This is a genomic window from Kitasatospora setae KM-6054 (assembly GCF_000269985.1).
Classification (GTDB): Bacteria; Actinomycetota; Actinomycetes; order Streptomycetales; family Streptomycetaceae; genus Kitasatospora; species Kitasatospora setae.
The window spans coordinates 1016126-1033954 of record NC_016109.1 but is presented as its reverse complement, the minus strand read 5'-3'; the positions used below and the strand labels follow the sequence as shown (position 1 = coordinate 1033954).

The following is a 17829-nucleotide window of genomic DNA, read 5'->3' as shown; positions in this document are numbered from 1 at the left end:
CCGGGGTCACCGGCCCTCAGCGGGTCAGAACGCCGAGGTGTAGGCCAGCAGGAAGGGCGCCGCGACGGGGGCGCCGCCGGGGTTGAAGCAGAGCGGGGTCAGCTGCACGGTGCTCCCGCTGCGGAGCCAGGGCTGCGCGAGGTGGCACCAGCCGGGGCCGCTGCCGTACGCGGTGACCTGGGCGTGGTCGGACGGGACGGCGACGCCCGGCAGCACCACGGAGGACGGCACGCCGATGCTCCAACTGTTCACGCCGCCGACCGAGTTGAAGTTCGTCCCGGCCGGGACCGAGCCGTTGTACCAGAGGTAGCCGAAGGACTTCGGCGGCAGCGCGGGCCCGTGCACGGCCCGCTTGACCGAGTAGCTGAGCGTCCAGGCGGTGTCGTACGGCGCGTTGGCGGCGTCGAAGCAGGCGACCAGGAAGGTCTGGCCGGTGCTCGCCGGGTACCAGTTCGCGATCTTGCAGCGCGCGCCCTGGCTGGAGTCGACTGCGGTGACCTGCACGTTGCCGACCTCGACCGAGGAGCCCAGGTTCGGCAGCCAGGCCTTCCAGATGCCGGTGGAGCCGTGGCTGGACAGGTTGGCGCCGCCCGCCGAGTTGTACTGGGTGACCAGCGCGCCGGAGGGCAGCGAGTACAGGTAGCCGTAGTTGCCGGGCGTGGTGGGCGTGCCGCTGCTGCTGGTGAACAGCACGGTGAACGCCGAGGGCGCGGGCGCGCCGGACGGGTCGTAGCAGGCGACCTTGACGTCGAGGCCGGTGCCGACGGTGCCCCAGCCCTGGATCTGGCACCAGGTGCCGGTGCGGTTCACGGCGGTGGCGTGCGCGATGCCGCCGGGGCCGCCGATCAGCGGGAAGTGCACCACGTACCCGCCGGCCGAGACCTGGTCGACCTTCACCGGGTTGCTCGCCGGAGTGGGCCAACTGCCCCACTGGCGGCTCGGGTCGGGGACGTAGCCCGGCGGCGGCGTCGGGTTGTCCAGGTACGCGAAACCCCACCGGTCGGGCACGGCGGCGTGCGCCGGGGCGGCGGCCGGGACGGCCACCGCCAGCAGGGCGGCCAGCAGGGCCAGGACGAGCGGGACGAGGCGCAGAGGTCTGCGCGCGGACAGGGCGGAGCGGACGGCCATGGGTGTGACTCCAGGGGTGGTGGGGGACAGGTGCCGACTGCGTGCGGGGCGTGCGCTGAGAACTCCCGCCCGGGGCAGGGGGAACGGCCGTCCTGGGACGGTGCCGTGCCGATGCCGGGCGGGTCGAACGGTTCGGAGCGGGGAGCCCGACGTCACCGCGGCGGCGCCGCGGTGCGCGGTGGAACCCGGACGCGGCCACGGAAAACCGAGGCGTCCGGTGCTGTCCGATCGGCGCCGGCTGCAACGGCGCCCGGCCGCCCGGGACTTCGGCCCCCGGCGGCGACTCACATGCTAGGAGCGCCGCCCCCCGGCGGCCCAGCCCCCGGAGCCGCCCGGCCCCGGCGGAACCCGGCCGATCCCCGGCCGGCCCCCCGCGCCCCGCGACCGCCCACCATCCCCAGCACCCCCACCGGCCCGCCCCACCCGGCCCGCCCGCCGCGCCCGCCCCGCCACCCCCGCCCGGAGCGGGCCCGGGGCGGGCCCGGAGCGGCCGGAAACCGGCGCCGGAACCCACCCATCCGGAGGTCGACGCCTCCGGTTCACCGAGCGGTTCGGCGGCGCGGACGGCCTGCGGGTCGCCCGCGAGATCGCCGCCTCGCACCACCGGCAGCTCCGCGCGGCCGCCCGACCGACCGCCGGCCCGACCGCCCGCCCGAGTGCCGGACCACCAGCGGGTTCCGGACCCGCCGGGAGGTATCGTGGCGCGGGTGGACTATCTGGTGGAACTCCGGCGCGAACTCGACGAGTTCGGCGCGCTGCTGAACGGCGACCTGACCGCTTCCGTCGAGCACTGCGGCGACTGGACGCTGACCGACCTCGCCCGGCACATGGGGGCGGGCAACCTGTGGGTGGTCGCCGCCGTCCGGGAGAAGCGCGGCGACCGCTACGACGAGGACGCCGCGCCCGCCGACCCGGCCGCGCTCCGGGCCTGGTACGCGCAGAGCGCGGACGCCCTGGTGGAGGCCCTGTCGGCCGACCCCGACACCGAGGCGTGGACGTTCTTCCCGCCGCACACGGTCGGTTTCTGGCGCCGCCGCCGCGCCCAGGAGACCCTGGTGCACCGCTGGGACGCCGCGCACGCGCTCGGCGCGCCCCGCCCGCTCGACCCGGAACTCGCCGCCGACGGCGTCGCCGAGGTCTTCGAGGTGATGGCGGGCCGGATGGTCACCCGCGGCGCCGCCACCGCACCCGAGCGGGCCGTCCGACTGACCGCCACCGACCTCGGCCGGTCCTGGACGTACGGCCCCGGCGAGCCGGTCGCCGAGGTCTCCGGCACCGCCGAGGACCTGCTGCTGACCCTGTGGGGCCGCAAGCCGCGCGACACCGGCGAACTGCACTGGTCCGGCGACCGCGCGGCCGGGCTGGCGGTGCTGGCCGGACCGCTGGTGCCCTGAGCCCCCGGCGGCCGGTCAGGCGGAGGTCAACTCCTCAAGTTCCAGCAGCACTTCGGAGGCGGTGACCGGCGCCAGGTCGGCGAAGCGCTCGTCGTACGGGTACCGGCCCGGCCAATAGTCGCCCGGCGCCGTGCCGAGCCACACCGCCTCGAAGGTCTGGTCGCCCAGCTCGTTGACCAGGCCGACCACGATGCCCGGGTTCAGCGCGATCACCACGAACCGGCCGTCCGGCAGCGGCTTGTGGATCCAGCACTCGACGCCCGCGTCCATCGGCGTGCCGCGCTGCCAGCCGCGCGCGGTCAGCCCGAGCACCCGGCCGACCGGCACGGTGTGCTTCTCGAACCGGTGCAGCCGGTGCCCGGCGGCCTCCTCCTCGGTCAACCGGACGACCGGGCGGCCCAGTTGGCGGAACGGCTGGACCAGCTCGTAGTCCGCGAACACCTCGCCCCAGGCCGCGGCCGCCGCCGGGTCGAGGTGCAGCGGGTGGGCGAGGCGGACGGTGGCGTCGGCGGGCAGGGTGAACGGCCGGTCGTCGTGGTCGGCGAGGGTGCGGTCCTCGGCGACCCGGAAGGTGTCCGGGCCGGTGGTCCAGAGCAGGCGGCGGACCAGGTGGCCGAGCAGCGGGTGCCCGACCAGCAGTTCGGTGAACTCGGCCGCGCTCCAGGCGCGTTCGGTGGTCATGGCGGTTTCGAGGCGGGCCAGCTGGTCGCCGGCCAGGGTGCGGGCGTCCTTCTTCAGGGCGGTGAAGCGCTTGCGTTCGGCGCTGGCCAGGGCCTGGTCGTCGCGGGTGCCGACGGCGGGCAGGTCCTTGCGGCGCCTGCCGTCCGAGTCCAGGACGTACGGGCGGAGCTGCTCGTCGAAGCCGACGGTGAAGGTCCGCGTCCCGTAGTCGATGACGGTGGTGCCGTCGGCGTCCAGCCCGAGGGCCGGCACCAGCCGGTCGCCCAACTGCTCGGCGCTCAGGCCGAGTGCCTCGGCGATCTCGGTGATCCGCTCCTGGGCCCGGGACTTGAGCGCCTTGAACTTCACCCGCTGGGCGATGCCGTGCAGTTGGGTCAGCGCGGCGTCGGTGCCGATCGAGGCCAGCACGTCCAGGCCCTCCACCGCGCGCTGGTGGGCGGCCTGGCCGGGCCACTCGCGCAGCACCGGGGCCAGCCGGCGGGCGGTCCCGTCGTCGCCCAGGCCGCCGAGCCCGTACAGCGCCCAGCCGTCCTTGGCCGGCATGCCCGCCTGCCGCCACTCCTCGAACACCGCCCAGCCGAACCCGGCCGCCGCCGCCCGCCCGACCTGCTCGGCGACCGGCGCCAGACCCGGGTACGGCTCGCGCGGCTTGCTCAGCTGCAGCATCGTCACCAGGTTCCGCACCGCCTGCGGCGGCAGCGCCCCGCCGCCGCCCGCCAGCGCCACCTGCGGCAGTGCCTCCAGCCGCAGCCAGTCCGGGAGTTCGGGCAGCTTCGCGGGCAGCGCGGTCTCCAGCGGATCGGAGGCCAGCGCCTCGGCGACCGCCGCCGCGGCCGGCTCGCCGTACCGCTCCGCCACCGCCGCCAGCAGCACCGGCTCACCCTCCCGCGCCGCGACCGCCCGCAGCGCGTGCTCCGCCGCGACCCGCCCCCGGCCGGCCTTGCCGACCGCCGCCGGGACGAGCGGCAGCACGCCCGCCACCCCGTGCCGGGCGAACCACGAACGGGCCACCGGCTGAACGGACTTGAGCCGCACCAGGACGTCCGCCATCAGGGCCGCCGCGGCCGCGCCGCGCACCGGCAGCAGCACCGCCGCCGCCTCGCTCGGCCGGGCCTGCGCCGCGCCGAGCACCAGCCGCAGCGCCGCCGTCCCGAACCTGGCCAGCAGCGGCGGAAGTTGGTCGGTGGACTCGGCCAGCGCCCGCGGCTCCAGGCTCTCCAGCAGCGGCGCCACCAGCTCGTCCGGGCCCTGCACCAGCAGCCGGCCGAGGTCCCACGCCCTGGAGGGCTGCTGCGCCTTCTTCAGTTCGGCCCGCCAGTCGGTGGCCGCCGGGTACTGCCAGTAGTGGGCGGTGGCGGCCGCGAACGACGCCGACTCGCCCTCCTCCCACAGCAGTTCGGCATCCTGGTCGGCGGCCGGGACGGTCAGCGCCTTCGGCGGCCGGGCAGCGCGCGGCCGCTCCCACGGCGGCGAGGCCAGCAGCGCGGGCAGCGCGGCGGGCGCGGCCTCCGGCAGCGGCTCCCGCGCGCCGTCCAGCGACCGGACGAACGCCGCGGTCGCCTCGTCCAGCCGGGGCAGCAGCTCCGCCAGCCGCGAACGCAGCCGCGCCACCAGCCCGTTGAGCATCAGCCGGGCCGCCGCCGCGTCCGCCCCGCCGCGCCGGGCCGCCGCCGCGTCCGCCCCGCCGCGCCGGGCCGCCGCCGCGTCCGACCCGCCGCGCCGGGCGGCCGCCGCCAGCAGCCGCAGCGCCCGCACCGGCTGCCGCTCGACCGCCCCCAGCAGGGCGACCCGGGCGTGCTTGTCGGCGATCCGGTCGATCAGCTCGGCCAGTGTCCCGTCGGTCGGGAACGCGGCCAGGAACTCGGCGTACCACTCGCTGTCGTGCGCGTAGCCCTCCGGCACCGCCCCGGCCCGCACCAGCGGTGCCCCGGCCGTCCCGGCCCCGTCGGCGAGGGTGGCGACCAGCTCGTGCCGCCAGGCGTACCGCAGCACCCCGTCGGCATCCCCGAACCGCGCCACCTGCTCCGCACTGCCCAGGGCGTACGCCAGCAGCGTCCGCACCAGCGGATCGGCGGACGCGGACGGGTCGGCCAGGCAGGCGTCCACCAGTGCGGTCCGCTCCGGCGTCAGGTACGCGATCACCGCGCGCCGCAGCGGCGTGTCGCGGGCGCCGTCCAGCGCCGCCAGCGCGGCCTGCCGCACCGGCTCCTCGGCGCCGGCCAGCATCCGGCGGGCGGCGGCCAGCAGGCCGAGTTCCAGCGTCACCGCGTGCACGGTGTCCACCGGATCCCGCCGGAACCCCACCCCCCGGTTCTGCCACATCGCCCACAGCGGGGTGCCCCGCACCTCCAGCGCCCGCAGCGCCGCCCGCACCGCGAACTCCGGGCCGAACCGCACCACCCAGGAGTCGAACTGCCGGCGCGCCGGATCGTCGGCGTGCCGCGGGTTCAGCACCGCGGCCAGCGCCGCCGCGCCGACCGGGTCCGGCGCCCCCGCCAGGTGCGCCCGCACGGCCCGCACCACCTCCGGGTCGCCGTGCTTCGAGGACAGCACCTTCTCGACCGCCCGCTCCTCCTCGGCGAGCAGCCGCTCCTCCCACTCGACGGCGCCCTCCGGCCCCACCGACGGCCGCCACGGCCCGGCCGGCACCCCGCCACCGCGACGCGGCACCACGTGGGCCCGCCACGCCGCGGGCAGCACGAAGACGTCCTCGTCGGGCAGCGCGGCGGGCGCGACGGGCTCAGCGGCGGGCTCGGCACGTGAAACGGGCGCGGCAGGCGCGGCGGGCGCGGCGGCGGGCTCCGCCACGGCAGCCGCCGCGTACCCCTTGCGCTCCTTCTCCGCGATCAGCCTGGCGAGGTGCGCGGCGGCCGCCGCCGGGTCGGCCAGTTCCTTGGTCCTGAGCTGCCCGGCCGTGCCGATCCGCCCGTACCGGACGTGCACCGCGGCGCCGTCGGCCGCCGCCTCCCAGAACTTCGCCGAACCGCCGTCGACCAGCTCCCAGCGCCGCACCGTTCCTCCACCTGCTCGACCGCCGCCGCTCGCCGACGACCTGGGCGAACCCTAGCGAGCGGCCCGGACAACGCGTCGAGCGGCAGGCCGGACGGCGCCCGCGCTCAGTGCCCGCGCTCGGTGCCGCCGGACTGGGCGGCCAGGGTCTGGGTGGCGATCACCGCGGCCTGGACGCGGCGCTCCACGCCGAGCTTGGCGAGCAGCCGGGAGATGTGGTTCTTCACGGTCTTCTCGGCGAGGTACACCCGCTCGCCGATCTGCCGGTTGGTGAGGCCCTCGCCGATCAGCGCCAGGATCTCCCGCTCCCGGTCGGTCAGTTGCGGGAACTCCGGCGCGGGCGCCGGCGACTCGCCGCGCATCCGGGCCATCAGCCGGGTCGCCGCGCCGGGGTCGAGCATCGACTGCCCGGAGGCGACCGTGCGGATCGCGGTGACCAGGTCGGTGCCGCTGATCTGCTTGAGCACGTAGCCGGCCGCGCCCGCCATGATCGAGTCGAGCAGCGCCTCCTCGTCGTCGAACGAGGTGAGCATCAGGCAGGCCAGCCGCGGCATCCGCGAGCGCAGTTCCCGGCAGACCGTGACGCCGTCGCCGTCCGGCAGCCGCATGTCGAGCACCGCGACGTCCGGGCGCAGCGCGGGCACCCGGGCCAGCGCCTGCTCGACCGTCCCGGCCTCGCCGACGACCTGCAGGTCCGGTTCCGAGTCCAGCAGGTCGTGCACCCCGCGGCGGACCACCTCGTGGTCGTCCAGCAGGAACACCCTGATCGGCGCCGAACCCTCGGACATGGCAGCAACTCCTCCTCGCGGACCCCTACACCCGGCAGTCTGCCAAACCCCGCCCGCCGACCGACAGGGCCACCCGCCCCCGCGCCCGCTCCGGGGCCGGACCCGACCGGCCCTCGGCACGGCCCCGACCGGCCCTTGACAGTTTCCGCCCGGACGTGCTCGACCCCCCGCCGGATCCGACCGCCTCAGCGCCCCCCGTCCCGTTCCCCGTCCCGCCCGAAGCCCCTCCCGAAGCCCCTCCCGAAGTCCCCGCACCCGTCCCCGCGCCCGCACCCGTCCCCGCCCCCGTGCCCGCCGTCCGCCCAGGGCAGTGCCCGGCCCGACCAGAGCGGCTCGACCCGCCGCCAGGAGCGCTCCCAGGCTTCCGCCGCCCGCCGTTCCAGCGCCCGCAGCCGCCAGCGCAGCCCGGCGGCCCCGGCGGCCGCGACCGTTCCGGCCGCCAGCAGTCCGAGCAGCGCCCGGTCCACCGTCCGGTACGGGCCGCTGGCCAGCGCCGCGGGGAGCAGCCGGGGCGGGGCGAGCCAGCCGGCCGCCGCGCCGGCGGCCAGCGCGGCGGCGAGGACGCAGCACGCCAGGGCGACCGCCCGCCGCCGGGCGCGGTCCACCCCGCGGCGGAGCGGGTTGCGGCGCGCGCCCCGGCCCCACCGGCGGTGCGGCTCCTGACGGCGGTGGTACTGGCGGCGGGTCAGCAGGCGCACGGACGGGCGGCGCGGGTGGGGCACGCGCGGATTCCTCTCCTCGGTGCCGCGACCGGCCCCCCGTGGGCGTGCCGCGACGCTGGCAGCGTCCCGAAGCCGCTCGGCGCGCGGATAGGGCCGGGGGTCCCGTCCACGGGGCCGATGGTCCCGAAACGGACGAACCGGCACGATTCGCGGCCGTCCGGCAAACCAACGCCCAACGGCACCCCAAGGACACGTCAACGCCCCGGGACCGCCGCCTGGTTGGGCCAAAGGGTGGGGCTACGCTCCAGCCTGCCCCGGACGGCGGCGGACGTGACCTACATTGACGTGGGAGTTCGCCCGGCGGGCCGGAGCGTCCGGCGGCCCGGGGCGTCCCCCACCCCGACAGGAGCAAGCACCGTGGTCGATCCCGCCCCCGCGGACGGAGGGACGGCGCGGCAGCGGCTGCGCGCCTGGCTGCTCGAGGGCCTGTCCGACATGGCCAAGCAGCACCCCGGCCCGCACGCCCAGGCCACCGACCAGCAGCACGGCCAGCGCTGGTGGAAGGTGATGTGCCTGACCGGCCTGGACTACTTCTCCACCCTCGGCTACCAGCCCGGCATCGCCGCCCTCGCGGCCGGCCTGCTCTCCCCGGTCGCCACCATCGTGCTGGTGCTGGTCACCCTGTTCGGCGCGCTGCCGGTCTACCGCCGGGTCGCCCGGGAGAGCCCGCACGGCGAGGGCTCGATCGCCATGCTGGAACGCCTGCTGTCGTTCTGGAAGGGCAAGCTGTTCGTCCTCGCCCTGCTCGGCTTCGCCGCCACCGACTTCCTGATCACCATCACCCTCTCCGCCGCCGACGCCACCGCCCACCTGGTCGAGAACCCGCACCTGACCGGCGCGCTCGGCGGCCACCAGGTGCTGATCACGCTGCTGCTGGTGGCCGGTCTCGGCGCGGTCTTCCTGAAGGGCTTCAGCGAGGCGATCGGGGTGGCGATCGTCCTGGTCGGGGTCTACCTGGCGCTGAACGTGGTGGTGGTCGCGGTCGGCCTGTGGCACGTGGTCACCGCGCCGTCCCTGATCACCGACTGGACGCACGCGCTGAGCGTCGAGCACGGCAACCCGGTCGCGATGATCGGCGTCGCCCTGGTGGTCTTCCCCAAGCTCGCGCTCGGCCTGTCCGGCTTCGAGACCGGCGTCGCCGTGATGCCGCACATCGAGGGCGACCCGGAGGACACCGAGCAGCACCCCGCCGGACGCGTCCGCGGCGCCCGCCAGCTGCTCACCACCGCCGCCGTGATCATGAGCTGCTTCCTGATCGCCACCAGCTTCCTCACCACCCTGCTGATCCCCGCCGAGGACTTCCAGCCCGGCGGCCCCGCCAACGGCCGCGCCCTCGCCTACCTGGCCCACCAGTACCTGGGCGGCGCGTTCGGCTCGGTCTACGACCTCTCCACCATCGCCATCCTCTGGTTCGCCGGCGCCTCCGCGATGGCCGGCCTGCTCAACCTGATGCCCCGCTACCTGCCCCGCTACGGCATGGCCCCGCACTGGGCCCGCGCGGTGCGCCCGATGGTGCTGGTGCTCACCGCGATCGCCTTCCTGGTCACCTGGCTGTTCGACGCGAACGTCGACAAGCAGGGCGGCGCGTACGCCACCGGCGTCCTGGTGCTGATCACCTCCGCCGCGATCGCCGTCACCATCGCCGCCCGGGCCGCCCGCCAGCGCGGCTGGACGATCGGCTTCGCGGTGATCGCCGCGGTCTTCCTCTACACCACCGCGATCAACATCGCCGAACGCCCGGACGGCGTGAAGATCGGCGCCTGCTTCATCGCCGGCATCGTGCTGGTCTCGCTCGCCTCCCGGCTGGCCCGCGCCTTCGAACTCCGGGTCACCGACGTCCGGTTGGACGAGGTCGCGGAGCGCTTCGTGCGCGACACCGCGCACCGCACGATCCGCCTCATCGCCAACGAGCCGGCCGGCCGCGACCTCGCCGAGTACCGCGACAAGGTGCACCAGATCCGCGCCGACAACGACATCCCGGCCGAGGACGACCTGGTCTTCGTCGAGGTCACCGTGCTCGACCCGTCCGACTTCGAGGCCGAACTGCACGTGCGCGGCGAGGTGCTGCACGACCGCTACCGGGTGCTCACCCTCGAACACTCCAGCGTGCCCAACGCGCTCGCCGCGATACTGCTGCACGTGCGCGACACCACCGGCCAGCTGCCGCACATCTACTTCGAGTGGACCGAGGGCAGCCCGTTCGCCCAGTTCCTGCGCTTCTTCCTGTTCGGGCAGGGCGAGGTCGCCCCGGTCACCCGCGAGGTGCTGCGCGAGGCCGAGCCCGACCGGGCCCGCCGCCCCCGCGTCCACGTCGGCTGACCCGGGCCCGGCCCGGGCCGGGCGTCAGGACTTGTCCGGCGCCCAGGCCCCGACGCCGAGCTTCCCGGTGGTGCCCAGGTCCAGCTCCGGCGTCACCATCACCGGCGCCGCGTCCGGCGTCGCCCGCACCCGCACGTACGGGGCGTTCACCGGATCCGACCCGAGGTCGGTGGTGTTGCGCCAGACCAGCGCCGAGGACGCCGCGCCGCCCGGCGGCACGGTGAACCGGCGCGGCGGCGCGTCCGCGCCGGTGCCGGTGGTGATCGCCGAACCGCCCTTCAGCACCCGCACCGACTCCACCAGCGCGTGCGCCTCGTCCAGCACCTGCACCTGCGGGTAGCCGTCCAGCACGACGTCCTTCGTCCCGCAGTTCACCAGGTGCAGGCCCACGGCCCGCAGCCCCATCGCCGCGTCCCCCTCGTCCGTGTACACCCGCACCCCGGACGCCGGGCACTCCCCGCCCGCCGACGGCGCCTCGGCCGTCGGCACGCTGCGCACCCGCAGCACCTTCACACCGGGCGCGGCCGCCGGGGGCCCGGACGGCGTGGCCGAGGCCGGCGGCAGCGTGGCCGCCGACGACGGGCGGCCGGTCCCGGCTCGGTCGGGGCCGGACGGGCTCGCGGGAGCGGACCCGGGCGCGGTCTGTCGGTCGGGGCCGGACGGGGGGCTGCCGAACGGCCGCTGCGGCTGCGGCTCGCGGCCCGACAGCACCAGCGAGCCGGTCACGGTCGCGCCCGGCGGCACCGCCCGCCGGACCGCCGTCGGATCGAACGAGAGCCGCTCCCCGCGCCCCGACCAGCCGAACAGCACCGTCAGGTCGGCGGTCTCGGCACTCCGGTTGGTCACCTCGTACTCCAGGCAGGCCGCGCTCACCGAGAGGATCCGCACCCCGTCCAGGCTCCACCCGTCCGGCCGCGCCGTCGGCGCCGTCCCGCAGGCGGGACCCGCCTGCCCCGACGGATCGGCGGCCGCGCCGCCCGGAACGGCCGCCGACGCGCAACCGCCCGCCAGTCCCGCCGCCAGCACGACACCCACACCCGCCCGAACCGCCCGCATCAGCACCATCCGGAGAGTCGACCACGAACCGCCCCCGCAGGCTGTGACCCGCATCACGCCACCTGCAACAGCCCTGCAACGGTCGACGGCCGACGCGCCGTCAGGCCCGCGCCACCGGTACGCCGTCGGCCCGCCCGGCCAGCAGTGCCGCGACCTGCTCGGCGCAGCGCAGCGCGGCCCGCTCCATCGCCTGCCGGGTCATCCCCGCCACGTGCGGCGTCAGCAGCGCGCCCGGCGCGCCGAACAGCGGCGAGGCGAACGCGGCGTGCTCGTGCTCGAAGGTGTCGACGGCCGCGCCCGCCAGCGGGTGCGCCGGGTCGCGCAGGGCGGCGGCCAGCGCGGCCTCGTCGACGATGCCGCCGCGTGCCGTGTTCAGCAGCAGCGCGCCCGGCCGCAGCAGCGCCAACTCCCGGGCGCCGATCAGCCCGCGGGTGTCCGGCGTCAGCGGCAGGTGCAGCGAGAGCACGTCGCTGCCCGCCAACAGCCGCTCCAGCTCCGCCACGTGCTCGACTCCGTTGACGGCCACCGGAGTTCGCGACCAGCCCAGCACCCGGGCGCCGAGCGCCACCGCCCTGGCGGCCAGCGCCCGGCCGATCAGGCCGAGTCCGGCGATCCCGAAGGTCAGCTCGGAGAGCGAGCGGGACGGCCCGCCGGAGGTCCAACGCCCTTCGTGGCAGGCCGTGTTGAGCTCCGGCAGCCGCCGGGACAGCGCCAGCGCCTGGGCCAGCGCGAACTCGGCCACCGCGTCCGCGTTCGAGCCCGGCGTGTGGGTGACCGCCACCCCGAGCCGGGCGGCGGCCGGCAGGTCCACGTGGTCGGTGCCCGCGCCCGCCCGCCCGATCACCCGCAGCGGCCGCCCCGGCCCCGGGGCGGCCGCCGCCGCCAGGAACGCCGCCCGCAGCGGCACCCCGCCGCGCGACTTCAGCGCGTCGTACCCCCGCCCGTCCCGTCCGTTCCGGCTGAACTCGGCCTGTAGCGCGCCGGGTTGGAAGGCGTCGAAGTCGGTGAACGCGATCCGTCCGGCCCAGCCGGCCCGTACCGAGGCCGGCTCCGCGACCCGCCGCAGGTTCAGCGTGACCGCCAGCCCGAGGTCGAGGTACCGGCCGAGCTCGCGCTCCAGCAGTTCGCCGGGCGCGGCGTCCAGCAGCAGGACCCGGGCCGGCGCGTCCCCGGTCAGAACGGCAGCGAGTGCAGTCGGACCGCCCCGCCCTCCGGCCAGCGCGCCCCCGGGGCCAGCCCGATCCACATCGCGCCCAGCGGCACCGGCGCGGGCCCGTCCGGCTGGTCGGCCGTCACCGGGCCGGGCAGCGGCGTCCAGCCGAGCCGGGCGTACAGCGGCGCCCAGTCCGGCAGGCAGAACAGCAGCCCGAACCGCAGCCCGTCGGCCCGCGCCGCGTCCAGCGCCGCGCCGACCACCGCCCGTGCCAGCCCGTGCCCGCGCCAGCGCGGCGAGACCAGCACCCCGCCGATCCCCGCCACCTCGAACCGCCGCCCGCCCACCTCGACCGGCGCCACCACGAACCCGGCGTGCGCCACCAGCCGCCCCGCCAGGTGCACCCCGACGTGCCGGTCCTTGGGCCGCCAGGCGATCCCGGCCGCCGACACCTCGAACGGGTCCGCCGCCTCGCCCAGCTCCTGCAACGCCGGCCAGCCGCCCCACTCGGCCAGCTCGGCGGCCGCCGTGAAGTCCGGCCGGGTGTCGTCCGTCATCGTTCCGTCGTTCCGTCGTTCCGTCGTTCCGTCGTTCCGTCGTTCCGTCGTTCCGTCGTTCCGTCGTTCCGTCGTTCCGTCGTGCTGGTGTCTCGTAGGTGGGCCGGGCCGGGCCGCCCGCTCAGGCGCAGGCGCCGCAGCAGGAGAGGCACTCGCAGACCGCCCCGCAGCCGCTGCAGCAGCCGCCGTCGTCGCAGTTGCCGCACCCGCCGCAGTTGCGGTCGCAGAAGCTCTCCCGGCGCTCCCGGGTGAACGGGTGGTCGTGCTCGCAGCACAGCAACTGGCAGGTGCAGGCCATGGTCGCCCAGGCCAGACACCCCATGACCAGCCCGCGCGGCGGCTTCTGCGGCCGGGGCGGCTTCGGCGGCTTCGGCGGCCGCCTCTTCGGCCCGTCGGACCCGCCGGAACCACCCGCGCCGCCGTACCCGCCACGCCCGCCCGAGCCGCCGGCCCCGCCCGAGCCGCCCGGCGCGCCGGGGAGGTCGTAGCCCTCCGGAGCGCCGAAGGCACCGAGCGGCTTCTGCAGCGGAACACCCTGACCGCCCTGACCGCCCGCGCCCGATCCCGCCCCCGCGCCGAGGCCGTCGTCGTACGGCGAGGCGGTGGCGGACGCGTTCCGGTGGGCGCAGGACTCGTGGTGCCGTTCTCGTCCGAAGACGCGGTCGACGGCTTCGCCGGTTTCGTGGGCGAGGAGGAGGTGGGCGAGGGTGCGGTCGGTGAACTCGACTTCCTTGAGGGCGAGTCGGATGCCCTGGACGGCGTCGCGGCAGAGGCGTTCGGCTTCGTCCGGGGTGGTGCCGGTGACGGTGAGCGGGTTCCAGTGGCCGTGGGTTTCGTCGTCGTGGCGGTCCTCGGCGGCGTCCAGGAGGTGGGCGAGGCGGCCGAAGAGGCGGCCGGCTTCGGCGAGGGGGGCGGCGTTGCGGGGGCGGTTGGCGAGGTGGGCGGTGTGGGCGAAGGCGGCGGCGGTGGCCTCTTCGGTGGGTGCGGTGGCCAGCAGGAGGGGGCCGCCGGCGGTGACGGCGGTTTCGGCGGCTTCCTGGCGTCGGGCGGCGGCGAGGAGGACGCCGGTGTCGAAGCCGACGGCGGCGGCGCTGTCGGCGCTCTGGCGGTCCCAGCGCCGGGTGACGCGCCGGGCTCCGGCGGCGACGGGCCGGCGGGCGAACACGCCGTCGCCGTCCAGGACGTGGTCGCGGACCTTCACCGACGCCAGCGCCAGCGACACGGCCGCCGCCAGCCGGGCACCCTCGCCCCGCGCCACGGGAGCACTGCGCATCCCGCGCAGCGGGCACGGCCCGGCGGTGCGCCGCTGGGTGTCCGTCACCGGGCTCTGGGCCTCGACCAGGACGGAGATCACCAGCCCGTCGTAGTTCGTCGCGGTCCGCGCCAACTGCCCGTGGTCGTCGCGCAGCGCGAGGCACAGCCCGCACAGGTGCGCCATCCAGGAGGCGTGCATCCGCTCCGACAGCCGGTGCCGACACGGCCTGATGATTCCGAACACGCCCGTCCCCCAGTTCCCCGTCCACCCCTGATGATCATGCGTTGGTCATCCTAGTGAGACGGGGCGCCCGACAGAAGGCGCACGGTACGAACCTCCGGTCGGCGGCGGTTCGGGGCTCAGAACGCGGCCGAGCCGTCCGGATCGCCGGTGTGCAGCGGGCCGCCGGTGTACAGCGGGCCGGCGGGGGAGGAGAGCTGCCAGGGGTGGGCGGGGCCGCCGGGGGCCGGGTCGGGGGCGACGGCCAGCACGTGGCCGGTGTCGAAGGAGAGCTGGAGGCCGCCCGCCGGGGTGACCGTCGTCGCGGTGACGACGGCGCCCGCGAGCCGTTCGAGGGGGCCGGCGGGGGAGAGGCCGAGGGCGGGGTAGAAGTGGTCGACCGCGGCGCCGTGGCGCAGCCGGAAGTCGTTCCGGACGGTCAGCCGCAGCCCGTCGTCGAGGTCCAGCACCAGCCGGTCGCCGCCGCGGAGCGACCGCACCGCGCGGCCCTCCAGTTCGGATCCGAGCGATTCCGCCACCCCGCACCACCTCCCGACCTCCGCGCCGCACCCGCGCGCGCCACCGTCCCGACCTGCCTATTCATACCCGCCCGGCCCGCCGGAACCCGCCGCGAACCGCCGCCGGAGCCGTCACCCCGGCTGTCACCCCGGCTGTCACCCCGGCCGTCATCCGGGCCGTCACCCCGTGGCCGCCGGGGCGCCGTTCAGCAGTTCGGCCGGTCCGGCGGTCGGCGGCAGCGCGCGCACGGCCAGCGCGGCGGCCAGTCGGCGGGCGGCGGGCGGCAGCAGGACCCGGGCGGCCTCCCGCGGGGTGAACAGGCGCCACTCGGCGATCTCCTCGGGCTGGATCCGGACGGCGGCCAGCTGCTCGGGGCCGAGTGTCCCGCCGTCGTAGGCCAGCACCAGGTGCGGCGGGTCCCAGGGGTGTTCGGAGACCCAGTCGACGGCGAGCAGCCGGCCGGGCTCGCGGTCCAGGCCGAGTTCCTCCAGGGTCTCCCGGCGGGCTCCGGCCCGGGGCAGCTCCCGGTCGGCCTCGATCGAGCCGCCGGGCTGCACCCACGGCGACAGGCCGCGCCACGGGTGCAGGCGGACCAGCAGCACCCGCCCGTCCGGGTCGGTGAACAGCATCCGGGCCTTGGCCCGGATCCGCGGGCGGCTCGCGTAGTACTCCTCCCGGCCCATCGGCGGCGGCGGCGCGTCCCGCCCGGCGCCCGGCGGCAGCAGCCCGTCCAGCGCGGCCGCGCCGAGGTACGGGGGCGCGGGCCGGGGCGGCAGGTGCGGGGCGCAGTGGCCGAGCGGCAGGCCGTCGGCGAGCTCCAGCGGCGCGGCCGAGCGGGGCGCCCGCAGGCAGGCGCCCATCCGGCGCGACAGCAGCGGCGGCACGGCGGACAGCAGCAGGCGGGGCGGCAGGTGCACGATCGCGTCCAGTTCGGCGGCCTCCAGCCGGACGGCGGCCCGCTGCGCGGCGGTCAGCGGGTCGGCCCAGTACAGGAACGCGGCGATCGGCGGCCGGTGGTGGTCCCGGGACCAGTCCAGGCAGGCGAGTTCGCGCAGCACGGGCGTGACGCCCAGCTCCTCGCGGATCTCCCGGACGGCGGTGGCCCGGGGCGAGGCGTCGGCCGCGTCCCAGCCGCCGCCCGGCACCGCGACCGGGTGCTTCGTCCGGTACGAGGTGCGCACCACCATCACCCGTCCGTCCTCGTCCGGGAACAGCACCCCCGCCGCCGCCATGATCCCCTGCCCGTCCGCCACCGCAACCCCCTCGCCCGTCCGGTCCGTACCCGTCCAGCATGCCCCGCCCCGGCGCCGCCGAGCCCCGCCGGCACCCGCCCGTACCGGTACGGCGACGGGCCCGTGACACCGGCCGTCCGGTCTGTCACGGGCCCGCCGCCGGCGCCGTCAGGCGTTGACCGGAGTCTCCAGCAGCTGCGCGTACGGGGCCAGCTTGCGGATCGACTCGATGCTCTTCAGGCACTGCTCGCGGGACTGCTCCGGCTCCCCGGTCACCACGACCGAACCGTTGCTCGCCTTCAGGCGGAAGCGGTGGTTGCCCGACTCGTCCACGTACAGCTCGAACTTCCCAGCCATGGAAATGCACACCTCTCGCTCGGGTAGCCCCCCGTCGGCCAACGTAGGGTCAACTCCCTCCCCCCGCCTCCCGGGTGTGCCGTTCGAGTGCGGGGCCGGCACCAGGGCGGGACCGCCGGGGCCCCGGTTCAGGGGGCGAGGAGGAGGGCGCGGGCCGCGGGGTTCTTCTGGTAGGGCTTCAGCGAGGCCCGCATGATCGCGGCCGCGCGGTTCAGGCGCTTCGACCGGATGCCGCCCCCGATCGCCAGGAACTCCTTCCAGCTGGCGCAGGCGGCTTCCAGGTGGCCGCGTTCCAGTTCGAGCTCCGCCTGTCGGGCCAGGATCAGCGCGCGCGATCTGCTCTCGTGCGGGGGGCGCAGCCGGGTGGCTTCCTTCAACGCGGCGAGCGCGCCCCGCGAGTCGCCCAGGTGGCGGTTGAGGGCGGCTCGCTGGTGTGCGAGCGAGGCGCTGTTGTAGGCGCCGATGGCCGGGGTCAGCAGGGTGTCGGCGCGGCTGAGGCTCAGCTCGGCCGCGGTGAACCGCTCCAGGCTGGACTTCCGGTGGCCCGCCGCGGCGAGGCTGACGGCCAGTTGGCCGTTCAGGAACGCCACGGTGCCGGGTTCGCTGCGCCGCCCCGTGTCGACGGCGGCCTCGGCGAGTCGGTGCGCCTGCCGGTAGTGCCCGAGGTAGCGGGCCTGGACGCTCAACGCCCGTAGGGCCACGGCCAGTCCGTTGCTGTCCGCGGCCTCGTGGGAGAGCGAGGCGCTGAGCCGGTAGTAGTGCTGGGCGGCTCCCTGGAGGCCCTCGTCGAAGTACAGGAAGCCCCCCAGGTAAGCCAGTTGGGACAGTTGGGTCAGCAGCTCGCCCCGGATCGCCGGGCGCGCCGGCAGTCCGGTCCAGGGGACCGCGACGTCGTGGAAGAACGAGGTGAACGCCTGCTTCGCGGTTCCCCCTCCCAGTGCCTGGTCGGTCCGTGACAGCAGAGCGGCCATGTCGTGCACGGCGGTGACGTGCGCCCTGTCCAGCCGCTGTCGGGTGGGGGCGGTGGCCCGTGGCCGCTGGGCCTTCCCGCCCAAACCGGTGGGGACGTGACGCAGGGCCTCCAGCGCGTAGGTCGGGTGGACCGGTGGGCGGGTCAGCTCCTCGTGGGTGATCGACGGCCCGGCCGTCCGCTCCGCCCCGCCCAGTCCGATCTCCGCGATGGTCACTTCGCGTCCGAGGCGGCGGCTGAACGCCTCGGACAGCAGGGCCCGCACCTCCGTTCTCGGGGACGAGCCCGCGAGCCACTGCGCCACGGACGGCCGCCGGTACCTGAGACGGAGGCCGTTCTCCGCTCCCAGCGCGTTCAGTGCGGCGGCCAGCCCGTCCCCACTCCATCCGGCTTCTTTGAGCAGGGCCCGGAGCAGCATGTTCTCGGAGCGCGGAGAAGACATGCCTGGTTCCTCTCCCGGCCGTGGCGGC

Annotated in this window: 14 protein-coding genes; 2 read left to right on the top strand and 12 right to left on the bottom strand. The window is 76.4% G+C overall.

The annotated features are described in order from the left end of the window. Positions 1-24: 24 nt before the first annotated feature. Positions 25-1128, bottom strand: a complete 1104-nt coding sequence (locus KSE_RS04510; RefSeq protein ID WP_014134088.1) for a hypothetical protein — start codon at positions 1126-1128, stop codon at positions 25-27. A gap of 707 nt (positions 1129-1835) precedes the next feature. Between KSE_RS04510 and KSE_RS04505 the strand changes: the two genes are divergently transcribed. After that, positions 1836-2522, top strand: a complete 687-nt coding sequence (locus KSE_RS04505) for a maleylpyruvate isomerase family mycothiol-dependent enzyme (RefSeq protein WP_014134087.1) — start codon at positions 1836-1838, stop codon at positions 2520-2522. A 15-nt stretch (positions 2523-2537) separates the two neighbouring features. Here KSE_RS04505 and KSE_RS04500 read toward each other — a convergent pair whose 3' ends face one another. From KSE_RS04500 to KSE_RS04490, 3 genes are all read right to left on the bottom strand, one after another. Next, on the bottom strand, positions 2538-6215 hold the full coding sequence (locus KSE_RS04500) for a DUF4132 domain-containing protein (RefSeq protein WP_014134086.1): 3678 nt from the start codon (positions 6213-6215) through the stop codon (positions 2538-2540). Between the two features lie 104 nt (positions 6216-6319). After that, on the bottom strand, positions 6320-7000 hold the full coding sequence (locus KSE_RS04495) for a response regulator (protein WP_014134085.1): 681 nt from the start codon (positions 6998-7000) through the stop codon (positions 6320-6322). A gap of 185 nt (positions 7001-7185) precedes the next feature. Continuing rightward, positions 7186-7722: a hypothetical protein gene (locus KSE_RS04490; RefSeq protein ID WP_014134084.1), complete on the bottom strand. Its 537-nt coding sequence runs from the start codon at positions 7720-7722 to the stop codon at positions 7186-7188. 435 nt (positions 7723-8157) lie between these two features. On the opposite strand from KSE_RS04490, the gene KSE_RS04485 reads away from it, so the two are divergent. Continuing rightward, entirely contained in the window at positions 8158-10041 is a 1884-nt protein-coding gene (locus KSE_RS04485) for an APC family permease (RefSeq protein ID WP_231873327.1), read from the top strand. A gap of 24 nt (positions 10042-10065) precedes the next feature. Here KSE_RS04485 and KSE_RS04480 read toward each other — a convergent pair whose 3' ends face one another. From KSE_RS04480 to KSE_RS04445, 8 genes are all read right to left on the bottom strand, one after another. Next, positions 10066-10929 (bottom strand): DUF4232 domain-containing protein, encoded by an 864-nt coding sequence (locus KSE_RS04480; protein ID WP_063747433.1) that lies wholly within the window; start codon positions 10927-10929, stop codon positions 10066-10068. 268 nt (positions 10930-11197) lie between these two features. After that, positions 11198-12343, bottom strand: coding sequence for an NAD(P)-dependent oxidoreductase (locus KSE_RS04475; RefSeq protein WP_014134081.1), 1146 nt, complete (start codon positions 12341-12343; stop codon positions 11198-11200). Beyond that, positions 12271-12807 carry a GNAT family N-acetyltransferase gene (locus KSE_RS04470; RefSeq protein WP_014134080.1) on the bottom strand — a complete coding sequence of 179 codons (537 nt, stop codon included), beginning with the start codon at positions 12805-12807 and terminating at the stop codon, positions 12271-12273. Before KSE_RS04470 ends, KSE_RS04475 begins: the two co-directional genes overlap by 73 nt. A 121-nt stretch (positions 12808-12928) precedes the next feature. After that, positions 12929-14305 (bottom strand): DUF5685 family protein, encoded by a 1377-nt coding sequence (locus KSE_RS04465; protein ID WP_106437593.1) that lies wholly within the window; start codon positions 14303-14305, stop codon positions 12929-12931. A gap of 116 nt (positions 14306-14421) precedes the next feature. Beyond that, complete coding sequence (locus KSE_RS04460; protein ID WP_014134078.1) at positions 14422-14820, bottom strand: DUF6188 family protein; 399 nt, start codon at positions 14818-14820, stop codon at positions 14422-14424. A gap of 159 nt (positions 14821-14979) precedes the next feature. Continuing rightward, entirely contained in the window at positions 14980-16053 is a 1074-nt protein-coding gene (locus KSE_RS39675) for an NUDIX hydrolase (RefSeq protein WP_014134077.1), read from the bottom strand. Positions 16054-16200: 147 nt separating this feature from the next. Next, entirely contained in the window at positions 16201-16389 is a 189-nt protein-coding gene (locus KSE_RS04450) for a YegP family protein (RefSeq protein ID WP_014134076.1), read from the bottom strand. Between the two features lie 128 nt (positions 16390-16517). Beyond that, on the bottom strand, positions 16518-17801 hold the full coding sequence (locus KSE_RS04445) for a tetratricopeptide repeat protein (protein WP_014134075.1): 1284 nt from the start codon (positions 17799-17801) through the stop codon (positions 16518-16520). Positions 17802-17829: the final 28 nt, after the last annotated feature.

Excerpts from the sequence above, each read along its gene's own strand:
- KSE_RS04510 (WP_014134088.1), bottom strand. The coding sequence starts at position 1,128 with ATGGCCGTCCGCTCCGCCCTGTCCGCGCGCAGACCTCTGCGCCTCGTC.
- KSE_RS04495 (WP_014134085.1), bottom strand. The coding sequence starts at position 7,000 with ATGTCCGAGGGTTCGGCGCCGATCAGGGTGTTCCTGCTGGACGACCAC.
- KSE_RS04485 (WP_231873327.1), top strand. The coding sequence starts at position 8,158 with ATGGCCAAGCAGCACCCCGGCCCGCACGCCCAGGCCACCGACCAGCAG.
- KSE_RS04470 (WP_014134080.1), bottom strand. The coding sequence starts at position 12,807 with ATGACGGACGACACCCGGCCGGACTTCACGGCGGCCGCCGAGCTGGCC.
- KSE_RS04450 (WP_014134076.1), bottom strand. The coding sequence starts at position 16,389 with ATGGCTGGGAAGTTCGAGCTGTACGTGGACGAGTCGGGCAACCACCGC.
- KSE_RS04445 (WP_014134075.1), bottom strand. The coding sequence starts at position 17,801 with ATGTCTTCTCCGCGCTCCGAGAACATGCTGCTCCGGGCCCTGCTCAAA.